The sequence below is a fragment of the Bradyrhizobium manausense genome, from assembly GCF_018130615.1.
Lineage (GTDB): Bacteria > Pseudomonadota > Alphaproteobacteria > Rhizobiales > Xanthobacteraceae > Bradyrhizobium > Bradyrhizobium manausense_A.
Map to the genome: position 1 here is coordinate 1 of NZ_JAFCKB010000026.1, position 16,993 is coordinate 16,993.

Here is a 16,993-nt window from a genome sequence, read left to right on the forward strand (position 1 = left end):
CGCTTGCAGACGTCCAGGATCGAGTAGAATCAACGCCATGCGCTTCGTCCAATAAATTTAAACCGGACAGCCGTGGGACAAGCCCGGCCATGACAGCGAGTGTGTAGACGCAGGGCGCGCCCCTTGGCACAAGCCCGGAATCCATTTCCCGGCGTGAGCTGCGGCGCGATGGATTTCGGGCTCGACGCTGTGCATCGCGCCGGAATGACGTTGGAGAGCGATCAGCCCCTTGGCTGCACCGGCGTGCCGTCGGCCATGATGGCCACGCCCCTCCGCTCGACGATCATCCCATAGGCCTGCGGCTGGCGGTGGAGGTCGAAATTGAACGTCGTGCGCTTGTAGGAATTGCAGAGATCGAGATCACAGCGAGCGAACGCGAGTTCGTCGCCCTTGGTCGTGCATCGCGCGATGATCTCGCCGGAGGGGGCGATGATGCAGCTGCCGCCGATATGGTCGACGCCCTCTTCGACGCCGGCCTTGGCGACGCCGACCACGAAGGTGCCGTTCTGGTAGGCGCCGGACTGCATCACCAGATGATTGTGGAACAGCGAGAGATCGTCATGCTCGGGCGCCGGCGGATTGTGCACCGGGGTATTGTAGCCGATCATGACCATCTCGACGCCCTGCAGCCCCATCACCCGATAGGTCTCGCTCCAGCGGCGGTCGTTGCAGATCGCCATCCCCATCACACCGCCGAACGCATCCACCACACCGAAGCCGGAGCCCGGCTCGAAATAGCGCTTTTCCAGATGCTGAAACCTGCGCGATGGCTCGTGCTCGGCGTGACCAGGCAGATGGACCTTGCGGTACTTCGCAACGATTGCGCCGCTTTTGTCGACGAGAATCGACGTGTTGTAGCGATGGACGATTCCGGCCTCGATCGTCAGCTCGGCGTAGCCGAGGCAAAATCCCATTCCGCTCTCGCGGGCGAGATCAAACAGCGCTTGCGTCTCCGCGCCCGGCATCTCGCGTTCGAAAAAGCCGTCGATCTCGGCCTGGCCCTCGAAGTACCAGCGCGGAAAGAAGGTGGTCAGCGCGAGCTCGGGATAGACGATCAGATCGCAGCCGTTGGTCCTGGCCTGGCGCATCAGCGCCATCAGCCGCGCCACGACGTCCGTCCTCGTCTCGGTCTTCGCGATCGGACCCAATTGGCCGGCCGCGACAGTCACAAATCTCGCCATCAATTGCCCCTCTTTCATTTCCCGGATTGATCGGGCCTGTCGCGCATATGCAGATTTTGCGCCTGATGGCGCCGGCGTCAAAGGATGAGCCAGCACGCGCAGGTATTCAGGAACTTCCGTGGCCAATCTGCAACGGTTCCCGACGATCTAAGACCGGCCAAAAGAAACGCCCATTGCGGCCACGAACCCTGCTCACAACGCCGTGAGACAAGTCAGGGGAACGACGATGCGTGCACAACGCGTTTGGAACGTGACGGGAGCCGCCAGCATCGGGCAGCTTCAGTCCAGATTGGACGATTTGAACAAGCGACTGAACCAGCTCGAGAGCCAGCATCCCGAGAGCGGGAAGGTCGACGAGCTGAAATCGAGCGCACTCAGCCTGTCGCGGGAGATCGACGACATCCGCTGCGCCGAGGCGACCGCCGCTTTACGGGACTTGCTGCGGAAATAGTCGCACCTCGACGATTCGGCGCTTGCGCTGCGGAACCAACGCTCCGCCCCGCCATTTCCCATGGAGAGCATGGAGTAAAATCATGACCAGGCACCTGACGCGAGCCCATCTCGCGCGCGGTGTGGCCGGCGCGGTTTCCACGCTGGTCCTGTGCGCGACGGCGGCGTTCACCATCGCGTACCACTTCGCGCTGTGAGGAAACATTCGCATGATGTCCGACCCCGAGGAGTCGGTGAGGCTGCAAGGCTTTGGCGAGATGACGTTGCGCACGGCGATCGCGACGGTGATGTTGCTTGCGCCGCGCGAGCGCGCAGACGCTGCGATCTTCCGTGTCCGTGACGGGGTCCGTCTGGCCGCAAGCGAGATCGCCGAGCTCGCGTCGGAATGGGGCATCGCGCCCGCAGCCGAGATCAGGTCGCCAAGACTCGTTCCCGATCCGCACTGGTCCGACGTTGTCCGCGGCATGGTGCGCGAAGCGCCGCTGCCGTCGCTGATGGTGGCGTTTTTGATCGGCGTCATGGTGACGCGGCGGTGAGGCTGCCCTCACCGCCGACGCAACGCCCCAACCTATTCGTGGCGGTCCATCGCGGACATCGTCTTGGTGTCGCGCATCGTCAGGTAGACCAGCAGCGACACCGCGATGCAGCCGGTCAGGTACCAGTAGAACCAGCTTTCGTGGCCAATGGACTTGAACCACAAGGCAATCGATTCGGCAGTGCCGCCGAAGATCGAGACGGTCAGCGCATAGGGCACCCCGACCCCGGTCGCGCGCACGCTGGTCGGAAACAGCTCCGTCTTCACCACCGCATTGATCGCTGTATAGCCTGATACGATCATCCAGGCGGCGGCAATCAGCAGAAAGGCCGAGAATGCATCGTGAGTGGCCTGCAGCGTGGTCAACAGCGGGATGGTGAACAGAGTGCCTGATACACCGAAGCCGATCAGAAGCCATTTGCGCCCGATGCGGTCGGAGATCGCGCCGTAGACCGGCTGCAGCAGCATCGCGAAGACGAGGCTGCCCGCCGTCACCATCGTGGTCTGGTCGTCGGTCAGCTTCACCGAGAGACGAAGGAATTTCTGCATATAAGTGGTGTAGGTGTAGAACGCCGCCGTGCCGCCCATGGTCAGTCCCACCACCAGCATCAGTTCGCGCGGATAGTTGAGCAACGCGCGAATTGAGCTGGATTTCTTCACCGCGGCCTGACTGTTCTTGAAGGCGTCGGTCTCGTGAAGGTTGCTGCGCATCAGCGCGGCGACGACCGCGAGCACGGCACCGAACGCAAAAGGCACGCGCCAGCCCCAGGCGCGGATCTCGTCCGTCGAAAGAAACACCTTCTGCAGGAGAAGCAGCACGAGGATCGCGCAGAGCTGTCCGCCGATCAGGGTCACGTACTGGAAGCTGGAGTAGAAGCCGCGATTCTTCTCGTCGGCGACCTCGCTGAGATAGGTGGCGCTGGTGCCGTATTCGCCGCCGAGGCTCAACCCTTGCAGGATTCGCGCAAGGCCGAGCACGACGGGAGCGGCAAGGCCAATCGACGCGTAGGTCGGTGTCAACGCGATGATCAGCGAGCCGAAGCACATCATCACGACGGACAATGTCAGCGCATTGCGTCGGCCATAGCGGTCGGCGAGATGGCCGAACAGCCAGCCGCCGAGCGGACGCACCAGAAAGCCGGCGGCGAACAGCAGCGCCGCGTTGAGTTGCTGCACCACCTCGTCGCCTTCAGGAAAAAACGCCTTGGCGAAATAGAGCGAGAACGCCGCATAGGCGTAGAAATCGTACCACTCGACGAGATTGCCGACCGAGCCGACGAAGATCGCACGCAGCCGGCGCTTCATGTCGGCAGCATTGGCGCGCGCCGCCGTGACGGGCTCGCCCATCGTCTGAATTGAGGCTTCCTGTGAACTCACGACATTCCTCCGCAGATTTATTGGAAAACCGGATGGTTTCGTCGCGGCTTCAGCAACGACTGTGCCAAGCGGGAGCGACGTGCGGAAATGCGGGGAATTGCAAGAAGTGGCGCGGATTCTTGCGAAGGACGCCCCGACGTGGGCCAGGCTATCGGCGAGAATCCGCCGATGCGAGGGCCGCCATCGGCGGATTTCCGCCGATGGCTTGCCGGCTCAGGGATCCTTGCGGCCGGGTCGCGCCAGCGCGTATTTCGCCATCTTCTCGTTCAGCGTCCGGCGCGGGACGCCGAGCTCCTCGGTGACGGCAGCAATCGACCAGTCGTGCTCGCGCAAGGCGGCCTCGATCAGGGCACGTTCATAGGCCGCGACGCGATCGGCGAGCGTCCGCTGCGGCGCTCCCGGCTCGCCGCGCCGAAGGATCTCGGCAACGCTGCGGCCGGTCGCCGCGAGCCCCAGCGCATAGCGTTCCGCGACGTTCTTCAGCTCGCGCACATTGCCGGGCCAGTCATGGGCGAGCAGCGCATCGAGATCATCCGCCCGCAGCGGCGACATCGTGCGGCCCGCGCCCTTTGCGGCGGCAGCGGCAAAATGCTCGAACAGCAGCAGGACGTCGTTGCCGCGCGCGCGCAGCGCCGGCAGGTGGATCTCCGCCGCGGCAAGGCGGAAGTAGAGATCGGAGCGGAAGCGTCCCTGGCGGCTCTCCGCAGCGAGGTCCCCCTTGGCAGCCGCGACGACGCGAACATCGACGGGCAGGAGCTTGTTGGAGCCGATCCGCTCGATCGTGCGCTCCTGGAGAGCGCGCAGGATCTTGGCCTGGAACGGCAGCGGCATGCTCTCGATCTCGTCGAGCAACAGGGTGCCGCCGTTGGCGTGCTCGAATTTCCCGATGCGGGCGCCACGTGCGCCGGTGAAGGCTCCGGCTTCGTGGCCGAACAATTCGCTTTCGAACAGCTCGGCCGGAATCGCCGCGCAGTTCACGGCGACGAACGGCGCCTTCGCACGCGGTCCGAAATCGTGCAGGGCCCGCGCCACCACCTCCTTGCCGGTTCCGGTCTCGCCGGTGACGATTACGTCGCGATCGTGGCCGGCGAGCTCGAGCACGCTGGCGCGCACCGCGTTCATCGGCCTCGACAGGCCGATCAGGCGTGCGTCGATCTCACCAGGCGCGGCGAGACGATCCGAGAGCTGGCGCAGTTGCAATTTCAGCCGCCGTCGCTCGACCGCGCGCATCATGACCGCCGAAAGCAGTTCGGGATCGTGAGGTTTTTGCAGCAGATCGTAGGCGCCCTCGCGCATCGCGGCCACCGCCAGCGGCACGTCGCCATGCGCGGTCAGGAGCACCACGGGGATGTCTGGATCGACCCGGTGAATATCACGCATCAGTTCGAGTCCGGACCGGTGCGGCATGCGAAAATCGGTCAATACGGCGTCAGGCAGGATTTCCTGTACCAGGCGCAAGGCTTCGTCGGCACCGGCGGCGGCGCGAACCGTGAAGCCGCCAAGCTCCAGCCATTGCCGCACCGAGTTGCGGACGATCTCCTCGTCGTCGACGACGAGCACGGACCCGGTCATGCCTGCAATTCCTGATATTGCGAGGCCGGCGCGACATCCATGAGCGGAATGACGACCTTGAAAGTCGAGCCCCTGCCCGGCGCGCTATCCACCAAGATATCTCCTCCGAACTCCCTGACGATTCCGTACGAGATCGAGAGCCCAAGGCCAAGCCCCTCGCCGGTCTCCTTGGTGGTGAAGAACGGATCGAACAGCACCTTGACGTGCTCGGCTGCAATGCCGGCGCCGGTGTCACTGACCTCGATCACTGCGCTGGCGCCTTCCCTGCCGAGCGCGACGGTGAGCAGGCGCCGCTCGGAGTCGCGCATCGCATCGATCGCATTCGACACAAGGTTGACCACGACCTGCTCGAGCCGGATCGGATTGGCGAGACTATGGAGCGGCTCGGCGGGCGCCGCGCGCACCACCTCGATATGCTCGTTGTCGATCCGGTATTGCAGCAGGCGGACCGCATTGTCGACCACCGGGGCGAGCGCGACGGCGCTACGCGTGCCGGTCTCCTTGCGCGCGAACATTCGCAAATGATCGATCAGTGCCTTCATGCGCTCGGCAATCGAAGACATCAGCTCGAGGTTGGCGGCAGCACGATCGACCTCGTTGCGGCGGAGCAGGACACGGCTGCTCGCGACATAGGTGATCAGCGCCGCCAGCGGCTGGTTGATCTCGTGCGCGACACCGGCGAGCGCCTGACCGAGGCTCGCGAGCTTGGCGCTCTGCACAAGGCTCTCCAGGGTGCGGCGCAGCTCTTCCGTGCGCTCGGCTACGCGCCGCTCCAGAACATCATGCGCCTCGAGCTTGGCCCTGACGACCTGGCGCCGCTGATAGGCAACCAGCACCACCAGCAGCGACGCGATCAGCGCAAACATTCCGGCGATCGCGACGGTCGCCGCATTGCGCCGTGCATCCACGACATCCGAGAACAGCAGCAGCTTCCAGCCCTGATCGTGCGGACGGATCTGAAGGGCATACTCCCCGAGTTCGATATTGCCGCGGCCGCGCGCGCGACCGATCTGGATGCGTTGACGGTCGCCCTTGGGCACGAAGACGGGCGCGGCGTCGATGGCTTGACCGAATTGCTGCACGGCATTCAGTTCAGCGAGACGCTCGGCGGGGACCGGCACCAGCGGACGATATTTCCAGTCCGCGCGGCTGGCGAGAAAGATCACACCGTTCTCATCCTCCATCGCCACGAGGTCGCCGGCACGCGCCCAGTCGGCCTCGAGCGCGGAGAGATCGATCTTGACCACGGCGACGCCGAGGGTCTTGCCGCCTTCCGTGATCCGATGCGACAGGAAATAGCCGGGCTGCCCCGTCGTGGCACCGACGGCGTAATAGTGACCTTCGCCGGCGCGCATGGCGTCGACGAAGTAGGCGCGGAATGCGTAATTGTGTCCGACGAAACTCGACTCCTGATCGAAATTGCTCGCCGCCAGAGCAAGGCCGGTGCTGTCGAGCACATACAGCTCCGCGGATCGCGCGCCCTGATTGAGGGATTTGAGGTAGCGATTGGCGGCGGCGATCGCCGCTGTGTCCCGCGGATCGCGGTAGAGATCGCGGATGGGATCGGCGAGCGATAGCACCGCCGGCAGATAGCGATAGCGCGCAACCGTCGCATCGAAGGTGCTGGCGATCAGCGCAAGCCGGTCATTGGCCTCCCGCTGCATGCGCGCAAAGCCGGCATCGAGCGCCAGGACGTAAGCCAGCCAACCCGCCGCCGCGATCGCCGCGAGCGCAAACGCACCAATCAGCGCGTATCGCAGCTGGGCTGGACGAGGAAGTTGCATCGAGGCTCCGGATCGAGGCGATATCGCTAGGTACCACATCGCAAGACGCGCGCCGCTGCGAACACGCCGCTCGCACGGGACTTCTTGGCGGAACGCCCCGGGCAGGTCGTTCATTGGCCGTGGCGTTGAACCGGCTGTGGAGCCATGCTCGCGGAACATGGTCACCCTGCTCCGGCCAAATCGGCCGTGGACCCGCCCCGAAAATCGTTGCAAAAAGGGCGCCCAAGGCGCTGGCGGCCGGTCCGCCAAGCCTTTGGAAAAGGTCAACTTTTGGAAGAATGGTCGGAGTGGCAGGATTCGAACCTGCGACCCCTGCGTCCCGAACGCAGTGCTCTACCGGGCTGAGCCACACTCCGACAAGAGGCCGGCTTATAGCGTCGGGTTTGGCGCACCGCAAGCGGCCGAGATGAGGAATTTTGCCCCTGTGAAAACGGGTCTTGAAACGTCGATTTTACCGGCAGGCCCAGCCGCCGCCGAAGCCGCCGCCCGAACCTTGGCGGCCGGCGGGCTGGTCGCGTTTCCGACCGAGACCGTCTACGGGCTCGGCGCGGACGCCGCCAACGCCACGGCGGTCGCCCATATCTACAGCGCCAAGGGCCGGCCGGCCTTCAATCCGCTGATCGCCCACGTCGCCGACCTCGCGGCTGCGCGGCGGATCGGGCGATTCGATGCGCGCGCGTTGAGGCTCGCGGAGGCGTTCTGGCCAGGACCGCTGACGCTGGTGGTGCCGAAAACGGACGACTGCCCCGTGGCGGATCTTGCCACTGCGGGCCTCGACACGGTTGCGATCCGCATTCCCGCCCACCCCGTGGCGGAAGCGATCTTGCGGGCCTTTGGCGGGGCGGTGGTGGCGCCCTCGGCAAATATCTCGGGCCACGTCTCGCCGACACTGGCCGCGCATGTCGAGAACGATCTTGCGGGACGGATTGACCTGATCGTCGACGGCGGGCCGGTCGCGGTCGGCGTCGAATCGACCATTGTGGGCTGCTTCGAGGCGCCGATGCTGCTTCGCCCGGGCGGGCTCTCGCGGGAGCGGATCGAGGCCGTGCTGGGCGCGCCGCTGGCGCGGCCGCCGGTGGAGACTGAGAGCGACGACAGCCAGCCGCTGGCGCCGGGCATGCTGGCCTCGCATTACGCGCCGCGCGCCCATGTACGGCTTCGCGCGCAGGACGTTGCGCCGGGTGAGGCGCTGCTGGCATTCGGCCCTGCCCGCTTGCCGGGCCAGAAGGCGGCCGCGGCTGTCATGAATTTGTCGCCCGCGGCTGATCTCGATGAAGCCGCCGCCAATCTGTTCGGCTATCTTCGCAGCCTCGATGCGAAGGCACCGAAGGCGATTGCCGTGATGGCGATCCCTGAAGAAGGCTTGGGCGAAGCGATCAACGACCGGCTGCGGCGTGCTGCGGTGGCACGATAAGAAGTAGAGACGAGACGATGAACATCAATCAATCCGCCACTCCGCCGCTCGCGCCCGAACTGATCGACCAATTCCGCAAGATCGTCGGCGACAAGCACGCCATCACCGACGCGACCGACATACAGACTTACGTCACCGAGGAGCGCAATCTGTTCCACGGCCGCTCGCCGCTGGTGTTACGCCCGGGCTCGACCGCGGAAGTCTCCGCGATCTGCAAGCTCGCCTCCGAGCACAAAATCGCGCTGGTGCCGCAGGGCGGCAACACCGGCCTCGTCGGCGGGCAGACCCCGCACAATGGCGAGGTGGTGGTGTCGCTGCGGCGGCTGGACAAGATCCGCGAGGTCGACACCGCCTCCAACACCATGACCTGCGAGGCAGGCGTGGTGCTGCAAATCGCGCAGCAGAAGGCGTCCGACGTGGACCGGCTGTTTCCGCTGTCGTTAGGTGCGGAAGGAAGCTGCACCATCGGCGGCAATCTCTCGACCAATGCCGGCGGCACTGCCGCGCTCGCCTATGGCGTCGCGCGCGAGATGGCGCTGGGGCTGGAGGTCGTGCTGGCCGACGGGCGCGTGCTCAACGTGCTGTCGAAGCTGAAGAAGGACAACACCGGCTACAATCTGCACAATCTCTTCATCGGCGCAGAGGGCACGCTCGGCATCATCACCGCGGCGACATTAAAACTGTTTCCGAAGCCGCGCGCGGTCGAGACCGCCTATGTCGGACTGAAATCGCCGGCGGCGGCGCTGAAATTGCTAACGATCGCGCAGAGCGAGGCTGCCAATGCGCTGACGAGCTTTGAGCTGCTCTCGGAAATGGCGGTGGACTTCTCAGTCCGCCACGGCATCGACGTGCGCGATCCCCTCGCCGAGAAGCATCCCTGGTACGTGCTGATGGAATTGTCCGCCCCCAGCGACGATGCCCGCACGCCGTTGGAGACGATCCTCGCCCGCGCCATGGAGGAGGAGATCGTCGATGACGCCGTGATCGCGGCCAATCTCACCCAGCGCGGCAATTTCTGGAAGCTGCGCGAGGAAATGTCGTCGGCGCAGAAGCCTGAGGGCGGCTCGATCAAGCACGACATCTCCGTTCCCGTCGCCGCGGTGCCCGCGTTCATCGAAGAAGCCAACGCCGCCGTGGTGAAGCTGATCCCCGGCGCGCGGCCGGTGCCGTTCGGCCATCTCGGCGACGGCAATCTGCATTACAATGTCAGCCAGCCGATCGGCGCCAACACCGCGGATTATCTCGCGCGCTGGCACGAGATGAACGCCGTGGTGTTCGAGATCGTGCTGCGCATGGGCGGCTCGATCTCGGCCGAGCACGGCATCGGCGTGCTCAAGCGCGACGAGCTGCCTGAGGTGAAGGACAAGACCGCGATCGAGCTGATGCGATCGATCAAGGCGATGCTCGATCCGCACGGCATCATGAATCCGGGGAAGGTGCTGTGAGCGCTCTTGCGATCGACGCGATCAGGGATGCCGATGTCGAGAACGTCGTGGCGCTGTGGCAGCGCTGCGGCCTGACGCGGCCCTGGAACGATCCGCATGCCGATATCGCGCTGGCGCGGCGGCGCGACAATTCGACGGTGCTGGTCGGCCGCGACGGCGGCGCGATCGTCGCCACCGTCATGGTTGGTCATGACGGCCATCGCGGCTGGGTCTATTACGTCGCGGTCGATCCCGATGGCCGCAAGCGCGGCTATGGCCGGGCGATCATGGCGGCTGCCGAGGACTGGCTGCGCGCGGCCGGCATCGCAAAACTTCAGCTGCTGGTCCGGCGCGAGAATGCGCAGGCCAATGCGTTCTATGACTCGCTGGGCTTCGAGCTATCGACCTCGGTGATGTTCCAGAAGTGGCTCGACGGCCGCGCCAGTTCGTAGGCAACCAAGATGTGGCCTCGAACGCACCTGCGCCCCCTCGCCCCGTTCTTACGGGGAGAGGGCTGGGGTGAGGGGCTTCTCTCCCCACGCGAGATCGTCGACGGACCTGTACCCCCTCACCCGGATTGCACCGGACGATGCTTCGCATCGCCGAGGCAATCGACCTCTCCCCGCGAGCGGGGCGAGGTGAAGACAACAGAGAGACAGCAATGACCATCTCCGACCGCGTCCGCATCAAGGACATCCGCGTGCTCTCGAACGGCTGGACCACGCTGAAGAGCACCACGTTCGAGTACCGCCGCAGCAATGGCGAATGGCAAACGCAGAAGCGCGAAACCTATGAGCGCGACAATGCTGCGGCCATCCTGCCCTACAATCGCGCACAGCGCAGCGTGATCCTGGTGCGCCAGTTCCGCCTGCCGGCCTTCATCCGCGGCTATGACGATCTTCTGATCGAAGCGGCCGCCGGCGTGCTCGACGACGCCGCGCCCGAGGTGCGCATCCGCGCCGAGGCCGAGGAGGAAACCGGCTATCGCCTGCATCACGTCGAGAAAGTGTTCGAGGCCTTCATGAGCCCGGGCGCCATTACCGAGAAGCTGCATTTCTTCGTCGCCGAGTACGAGCCTGCGATGCGCGTCAGCGCCGGCGGCGGCCTCGCGCACGAGGGCGAAGACATCGAGGTGCTGGAGCTCGGCATCGACGAGGCCTTAGCGATGATCGCCGACGGAAGGATCATCGACGCCAAGGCGATCATGCTGCTGCAATACGCCGCGCTGCATATTTTCAGGTGAGCCTGCCGCTGGCTTCTTCCCTTCGCCCCATGTGGGAGAAGGTGGCATAGGCGGCCTTCGGCCGCCATTCTTAAGAACGCCGAAGCGAAGCTTCGGCCAGGGCGCCGGATGAGGGGTATGTCGCCGCGTATTCAAATGCGAATTGGATTCGCGGATAGATACCCCTCACCCGTCTCGCCGCGACGCGGCGAGCCACCCTCTCCCCGGTCTGAACACCCACAAGGGAAGAGGGTAAGACCACGCGGCTCCCTTGCTGGATTGCAATTCTGTCCTGCGCCGCGCTGCCCCCTGTTGAGCACCCCGAAAACTATCTCTAGTCTGGCTCCAACCAAGAACCAGGAGACGCGCCCATGTCCGCTCCGCGCGACGACGAATTCGGCTTTGCGCCCGACTACGACTCCCCCATCCCCTATATGCAGCGCACGCGGGATTATTACACCGCGATCGGCTACACCACGCCGTATCGCTGGGCGCACTACATCGAGGCGCCGTTCCAGAAGCTGAACAGGCCGCTGGCACAGTCGCGCGTAACGATCATCACCACCGCGGCGCCGTACGATCCTGATAAGGGCGACCAGGGTCCGGGTGCGGCGTATAATGGCAGCGCGAAATTTTACCAGGTCTATGACGGCGACACCTCGCAGCAGCACGATTTGCGCATCTCGCATATCGGTTACGACCGCAAGCACACCACGGCCACCGACAACGGCACCTGGTTTCCACTGCCGCAACTGTTGAAGGCGTCCGCTTCGGGGCGCATCGGCGAGGTGAGCCAGCGCTTCTTCGGTGCGCCGACCAATCGCAGCCATCGCGTCACGCTCGATACCGACGCACCGGAGATCCTGGCGCGCTGCCTCGCGGACAAGGTCGATGCCGCCGTGCTGGTGCCGAACTGCCCGGTCTGCCACCAGACCACGGCGCTGGTGGCGCGGCATCTGGAGGCCAACGGCATTCCAACCGTGATCATGGGCTGCGCCAAGGACATCATCGAGCATGCCGCCGTGCCGCGCTTTCTGTTCAGCGACTTCCCGCTCGGCAATTCCGCGGGCAAGCCGCACGACGTTGCCTCGCAGGCGCAGACGCTGGAACTGGCGCTTCGGCTGCTGGAGAGCGCGAGCGGGCCGCAGACCACGATGCAGTCGCCGCTGCGCTGGAACGAGGATGCCTCCTGGAAGCTCGACTACAACAATGTCGCGCAGCTTTCGCCGGAAGAGCTGGCGCGCCGCCGCGCCGAATTCGACAAGCAGAAGGAGATCGCGCGCGGCAACCGCGCGGCCTGACGTCCTCCAATAACAACAATCAAGGGAGAGAGGCGTGACGCGACCGTTCGAGGGCGTGAAGATCCTGGACTTCACCCAAGTGCTGGCCGGCCCCTATGCGAGCTACCAGCTCGCGCTTCTCGGCGCCGACGTCATCAAGGTCGAGCGGCGCGAGGGCGAGGACATGCGCCGCACGCCGCTCTCTCGTGAATGGGCCGAGCGCGGGCTGGCGCCGGCGTTCCAGGCCATCAACGGCAACAAGCGCAGCCTGACGCTCGACCTGCAAAAGCCAGAGGCGATCGCGATCGTAAAGAAGCTCGCCGCGACCGTCGACGTCGTCATGGAGAATTTTCGCCCGGGGGTGATGGACAAGCTCGGCATCGGCTATGAGGCGCTCTCGGCGATCAATCCCAAGCTGATCTATTGCGCGGTGTCAGGTTTCGGCCAGACCGGCCCGGATCGCCTGCGGCCCGGCTATGACGGCAAGATACAGGCGCTGTCGGGCATCATGGCGATCACCGGCCATCCCGAGACGGGTCCGACGCGCGCGGGCTTTGCCGTGTGCGACGTGCTCTCCGGTGCGACAGCGGCGTTCGGCGTGTCGAGCGCGCTCTACCAGCGCGACCGCACCGGCAAGGGCCAGCTCATCGACGTCTCCATGCTGGAGGCGACGATGGCGTTTCTCTCCGGCCAGATCGCGGACTGGTCGGTCGCGGGCCATCGCCAGCAGCTGTCGGGCAACCAGGCCGTGAGCCGTAAGACCACGGCGAACCTTTTTCGGGCGGGTGACGGCTACATCCTGCTCGCCGTCAACAACGAAAAACAATACCGCGCGCTGATGGCGGCGCTCGGCCGCGAGGACACGTTGAACGATCCCCGCTTCGCCGACTGGTTTTCCCGCAACGAGAACGAGCCGGCACTGCGCGCCATCATCGAGGCGGCGCTTGCGAAAAAGCCGGCGCGCGAATGGGAGACGATTTTGGAAGACGCCGGCGCGCCCTGCGCCAGCATCTGGAAGGTCGAGGAAGTCATTGATCATCCGCAGATCAAGGCCCGCGGCGCGATCCAGGAGCTGGATACGCCCTACGGCCGCCTGCGCTTTGCCGGCAGCGGGTTCAAGCTCGCACATGGTGGCGGACGGCTGGACCGGATGGCACCGGAGCTCGGCGCGGATACGGATGCGGTGCTGGGCGAGCTGGGGTTCGATGCGGCGGAGATTGCGGCCTTGAGGGCAAGGGAAATCGTGTGAGGGTAGCGCCACAAACTCAACCGTCGTCCCGGCGAAGGCCGGGACACATTACTACGAAATTGAGTTTGGCGAAGGTTGCCCACGACCATCGCGCACAACAACTGCTCCCTGGGGGTATGGGCCCCGGCCTTCGCCGGGACGACAGCATATTTCGTGACCCCGTCTTGCCTAGAACAACGACCCCTGCCCGTCATCTGATGACGCGGCCGCAACCTTCCGCACCGCCTTCTTCGGCTTCGCAGCCTCCGCCTCCATCTCTTCCGCGCTGATCGGCAGCAGCAATTGCTCGTCGTCATTGACGACGCGGTTGACGCGGGTGGAAACCGGGTGCCAGACGAATTCACCAAGGCGCGGGGCCGTCATCAGCGGCAGGATCGCATCGATCTCATCACCGCGGCAATCGAGCCAGCGCTCGAAATCGCGCGGGCTGATGGTCACAGGTACGCGGTCATGCAGCGCGGCGAGATCCTCGCCCGCCGCTGCCGTGACAATCGCGACCGTGTCGAGCTCCTCGCCGTTAGGTCCGATCCAGGTCTCGAACACCGCGGCGAAGCCGAGCGGCGCGCCGTCGGCGTGATGGATGAAGAACGGCTGCTTGCGGCCGTCAACCGCCTTCCATTCGTAATAGCCATCGGCCGGAATCAGCCCACGCCGGCGGCGAATCGCCTTCTTGAAGGCGGGCTTCTCCAGCACCGTCTCCGAGCGCGCGTTGATCAGCAGCGTAAAGCTCTTGGGATCCTTCACCCAGCTCGGCAGCAATCCCCAGCGCATCAAGCTGAAATGGCGGGCGCCATTCTCGACCAACACCACCGGAATCGGTTGCGTCGGGGCGACATTGTACCGGGGCGGGAAATTCGGCTGCTCGATATACCCGAACAGTTGCCGTAAAGCCGCGGGGGCCGAAGTTATGACGAAGCGTCCACACATCTTAGGGCGTCTATATAGGGTCCGTTCAGGTCCTTTTAACCCCGAACGTTAACACTGCGGCCGATGAGCTCAATGGCCTCCCAACCCGCGACGCGCGCACAGACGGGCCCCGAGGCCGCGGCCTGGGCTGAGCGCCTGCGCGTGGCCAACATCAACCCGCGGACCGGGCTTGCCACCGACTATCTCAACCATTTCAATGAAGCCGTGATGCTCCTGGAGATGATCCCGGACATGCCGGAATGCGCTGAGGACTTCTTGACCTGGTCGCCGCTGTCCTATGCCGAGCATTTTACGGCCTCGAACTTCAGGGCGCGGGATCTCGCCATCGAGGCCTATGAGAAGGCCGCTCCCAACGTGCGTGCCCAGTTCGACCACATCACGGACACCATGACCTCGATCCTGACCGCGGTCGGCTCGGCCATGCGCGAGGTCGAGAAGGACACGACCCGCGTCCGCCTTGCCGAGCAGGCCACTCTCTGGGTCAAGCCGCTGATCGCGACCTGCGGCGGCATCATCAATGGCGGCGCGGAAGCCGACGTCGATACCATCATGGCGAACTGAGCTCATGAGATTCGATCAAAGGCCGGCGCGAACACGGACCACCTCTCCCATAGGGAGAGGTCGGCGCATCGCGCCGGGTGAGGGGTTGCGATCCCTCGCAGGAACGGTGCCCCCTCACCCGATTTGCCGCGCAAATCGACCTCTCCCCGCTGGGGAGAGGTGACGAAGCCATGGCTTCGGTCGTCCAGCCCACCCATCCCCAGATCGCGGTCAGCGCGGCCATCTTCCGCGACGGCAAGGTGCTGCTGACCCGCCGCGCCCGCTCCCCCGCCAAGGGCTTCTACTCGCTGCCGGGCGGCCGGGTCGAATTCGGCGAATCGCTGCATCAGGCGCTCAGCCGCGAGGTCGACGAGGAGACCGGGCTTCGGATCGAAATCATTGGCCTTGCCGGCTGGCGCGAGGTGCTGCCAGCGGCCCCCGGAGCCGGCCATTATTTGATCATGTCCTTTGCCGCCCGCTGGGTGGCCAGGGAACCGTCCCTCAACGACGAGCTCGACGATTACCGCTGGATCGACCCGGACGCATTGGGGAGCCTCGGCGATCTCAAGCTGACCGGCGGGCTGGAGGAGATCGTCCAGTCCGCTCACCGGCTGATCCTGACTTAAGCCAGCCGCGAACTGCACCTCTCCCGCTTGCTTGCGGGAGAGGCCTCCCCGACCCTCCCCCGCAAGCGCAAGAGGGAGCGCACCTTCACTGCGCCCCTAACCTTGCCTTGCTTCCCCGACCCCGAGGGGGCATACAGCCCGCCGATGTCGATGCGATTTCTGGCCATTTTTGCCCTGATTCTCGCCTGCGCCTCCGCGCCCGCCCGGGCCCAGGATGTGGCGGCGCCGTTCGACGCCGATTTGCAGCGACTGGCCGAGATTCTCGGCGGCCTGCATTATCTGCGCGGCATCTGCGGCACCAACGAGGGCAATAAATGGCGCAGCGAGATGCAGGCCCTGATCGATGCCGAAACCCCCGCCGGCGAGCGCCGCACCCGCATGATTGCGGCCTTCAACCGCGGCTTTAACGGTTTTCAACAGACCTATCGGAGCTGCACGCCGGCGGCGACGGTGGCGATCCGCCGTTATATCGAGGAAGGCTCGAAGATTTCGCGGGATCTGACGGCGCGCTACGCGAACTAGCTTCTCTCTCCGTCATTCCGGGGCGCGCGCAGCGCGAATCCGGAATCCATCGAGCCGCAGAGTTGATAGCACGATGGATTCCGGGCTCGCGACTTCGTCGCGCCCCGGAATGACGAGCAGCGGAACCCTGTCATCGTCTTTGTCCACACGCATTAACCGTTCTTAAAGATGTGCCCTAGCGGACGTTAATACGCGTGCTACACCTCATCTGCAGCGCATCGCCGTGGATCGCGCCCCAGCCCTGATCGAGTTTCATGAGCCAGCCGATTTCCTACGCCCCCGCCCGCGCGCCGCTGCCCGACCACGAGCAGAAACAGGCCGCCTTGAGCTATCTGAACGAGGCCTGGGCCGAAGCGCGCCATGACGGTGTCGACGGCGACTGCCTCGCACAGGCGAGCCTGTTCGCGGCACTCGCCGAGCTCGTCGGCACCTATGGCGAGGACGCGGTGGCGAAGTTCGTCGAGGGGTTTCCCGCCCGCATCCGCAACGGCGAATTCTCGGTCTGCCTCGCGAGGCAGTAAGGACCGCCGGGAACGCCCCGCCCCGCGAGCGCAGCCATTCGTCAAGGCTCGATCTTGAGCGTCGCCTTCATGTTGGGATGATAGCGGCAGTAATACTCGACCGTCCCCGCCTTCTTCAGCACTGAAGTCGCCGATTTCTTCGGTGGCAATGTCACGTCGAAATCGCCGTTCTTCGCGGTGGCGGTGTGGGCGAAGACGTCCTTGTTGATCCATTCGATGGTGTCGCCGACCTTCGCCGACACCTCCGCCGGCGAGATCACGAGATTCTCCATCGTGATCTCGATGGTCGCGGCATGCGCCGGGACGGCCAGCGACAGGAAGGCAATCGCAAGCCCGATTGATCCGAGGCGTCCCGGGTTCATCACACGC

The 16,993-nt window shown here is 64.9% G+C and carries 18 protein-coding genes and 1 tRNA gene; 12 read left to right on the forward strand and 7 right to left on the reverse strand.

Translation table 11 applies throughout. The features are described 5' to 3' along the window. Positions 1-221: 221 nt before the first annotated feature. Positions 222-1,181 (reverse strand): N-carbamoyl-D-amino-acid hydrolase, encoded by a 960-nt coding sequence (locus JQ587_RS32725; protein WP_212428094.1) that lies wholly within the window; start codon positions 1,179-1,181, stop codon positions 222-224. A gap of 226 nt (positions 1,182-1,407) precedes the next feature. Here JQ587_RS32725 and JQ587_RS32730 point away from each other — a divergent pair, with 226 nt between their 5' ends. Together JQ587_RS32730 and JQ587_RS32735 are read left to right on the forward strand one after the other, a co-directional pair. Further along, a complete protein-coding gene (locus tag JQ587_RS32730) occupies positions 1,408-1,632 on the forward strand; it encodes a hypothetical protein (protein WP_212428095.1) in 225 nt (74 codons plus the stop codon). A gap of 208 nt (positions 1,633-1,840) precedes the next feature. After that, the gene (locus tag JQ587_RS32735) at positions 1,841-2,167 is read left to right on the forward strand and encodes a hypothetical protein (protein ID WP_212428096.1); all 327 of its coding nucleotides are present in this window, start codon (positions 1,841-1,843) and stop codon (positions 2,165-2,167) included. A gap of 32 nt (positions 2,168-2,199) precedes the next feature. Here JQ587_RS32735 and JQ587_RS32740 read toward each other — a convergent pair whose 3' ends face one another. The 4 genes from JQ587_RS32740 to JQ587_RS32755 form a co-directional block, all read right to left on the reverse strand. After that, positions 2,200-3,513 carry an MFS transporter gene (locus JQ587_RS32740; RefSeq protein ID WP_212428156.1) on the reverse strand — a complete coding sequence of 438 codons (1,314 nt, stop codon included), beginning with the start codon at positions 3,511-3,513 and terminating at the stop codon, positions 2,200-2,202. A gap of 243 nt (positions 3,514-3,756) precedes the next feature. Beyond that, positions 3,757-5,115, reverse strand: a complete 1,359-nt coding sequence (locus tag JQ587_RS32745; protein WP_212428097.1) for a sigma-54-dependent transcriptional regulator — start codon at positions 5,113-5,115, stop codon at positions 3,757-3,759. Beyond that, positions 5,112-6,899 (reverse strand): ATP-binding protein, encoded by a 1,788-nt coding sequence (locus JQ587_RS32750; protein ID WP_212428098.1) that lies wholly within the window; start codon positions 6,897-6,899, stop codon positions 5,112-5,114. The genes JQ587_RS32745 and JQ587_RS32750 overlap by 4 nt, the downstream gene beginning before the upstream one ends. Before the next feature lie 279 nt (positions 6,900-7,178). Next, a tRNA-Pro gene (locus JQ587_RS32755) sits at positions 7,179-7,255 on the reverse strand. Positions 7,256-7,323: 68 nt separating this feature from the next. On the opposite strand from JQ587_RS32755, the gene JQ587_RS32760 reads away from it, so the two are divergent. The 6 genes from JQ587_RS32760 (at position 7,324) to JQ587_RS32785 (ending at position 13,488) form a co-directional block, all read left to right on the forward strand. Then, entirely contained in the window at positions 7,324-8,313 is a 990-nt protein-coding gene (locus tag JQ587_RS32760; protein WP_212297635.1) for an L-threonylcarbamoyladenylate synthase, read from the forward strand. A 17-nt stretch (positions 8,314-8,330) separates the two neighbouring features. Next, entirely contained in the window at positions 8,331-9,758 is a 1,428-nt protein-coding gene (locus JQ587_RS32765) for an FAD-binding oxidoreductase (protein WP_212297634.1), read from the forward strand. After that, entirely contained in the window at positions 9,755-10,189 is a 435-nt protein-coding gene (locus JQ587_RS32770) for a GNAT family acetyltransferase (protein ID WP_212297633.1), read from the forward strand. The genes JQ587_RS32765 and JQ587_RS32770 overlap by 4 nt, the downstream gene beginning before the upstream one ends. 209 nt (positions 10,190-10,398) lie before the next feature. Continuing rightward, complete coding sequence (locus JQ587_RS32775) at positions 10,399-10,980, forward strand: NUDIX hydrolase (protein WP_212428099.1); 582 nt, start codon at positions 10,399-10,401, stop codon at positions 10,978-10,980. 350 nt (positions 10,981-11,330) lie between these two features. Further along, positions 11,331-12,260: a glycine/sarcosine/betaine reductase selenoprotein B family protein gene (locus JQ587_RS32780; RefSeq protein WP_212428100.1), complete on the forward strand. Its 930-nt coding sequence runs from the start codon at positions 11,331-11,333 to the stop codon at positions 12,258-12,260. A gap of 34 nt (positions 12,261-12,294) precedes the next feature. Beyond that, positions 12,295-13,488: a CaiB/BaiF CoA transferase family protein gene (locus JQ587_RS32785; protein ID WP_212297630.1), complete on the forward strand. Its 1,194-nt coding sequence runs from the start codon at positions 12,295-12,297 to the stop codon at positions 13,486-13,488. Positions 13,489-13,656: 168 nt separating this feature from the next. On the opposite strand, the gene JQ587_RS32790 is transcribed toward JQ587_RS32785, so the two are convergent. Continuing rightward, positions 13,657-14,415: an SOS response-associated peptidase gene (locus tag JQ587_RS32790; RefSeq protein WP_212428101.1), complete on the reverse strand. Its 759-nt coding sequence runs from the start codon at positions 14,413-14,415 to the stop codon at positions 13,657-13,659. Positions 14,416-14,478: 63 nt separating this feature from the next. Between JQ587_RS32790 and JQ587_RS32795 the strand changes: the two genes are divergently transcribed. The 4 genes from JQ587_RS32795 to JQ587_RS32810 all read left to right on the forward strand — a co-directional run bounded on the left by JQ587_RS32795 (position 14,479) and on the right by JQ587_RS32810 (position 16,624). Then, positions 14,479-14,976 carry a hypothetical protein gene (locus JQ587_RS32795; protein ID WP_212297628.1) on the forward strand — a complete coding sequence of 166 codons (498 nt, stop codon included), beginning with the start codon at positions 14,479-14,481 and terminating at the stop codon, positions 14,974-14,976. Between the two features lie 170 nt (positions 14,977-15,146). Next, the gene (locus JQ587_RS32800; RefSeq protein WP_212297627.1) at positions 15,147-15,581 is read left to right on the forward strand and encodes an NUDIX hydrolase; all 435 of its coding nucleotides are present in this window, start codon (positions 15,147-15,149) and stop codon (positions 15,579-15,581) included. Positions 15,582-15,725: 144 nt separating this feature from the next. After that, positions 15,726-16,103 (forward strand): TIGR02301 family protein, encoded by a 378-nt coding sequence (locus JQ587_RS32805; protein ID WP_212298043.1) that lies wholly within the window; start codon positions 15,726-15,728, stop codon positions 16,101-16,103. A 254-nt stretch (positions 16,104-16,357) separates the two neighbouring features. Continuing rightward, a complete protein-coding gene (locus tag JQ587_RS32810) occupies positions 16,358-16,624 on the forward strand; it encodes a hypothetical protein (RefSeq protein ID WP_092227477.1) in 267 nt (88 codons plus the stop codon). A 41-nt stretch (positions 16,625-16,665) separates the two neighbouring features. Here JQ587_RS32810 and JQ587_RS32815 read toward each other — a convergent pair whose 3' ends face one another. Next, positions 16,666-16,986 (reverse strand): cupredoxin domain-containing protein, encoded by a 321-nt coding sequence (locus JQ587_RS32815; RefSeq protein ID WP_212297626.1) that lies wholly within the window; start codon positions 16,984-16,986, stop codon positions 16,666-16,668. Between the last annotated feature and the right edge of the window lie 7 nt (positions 16,987-16,993).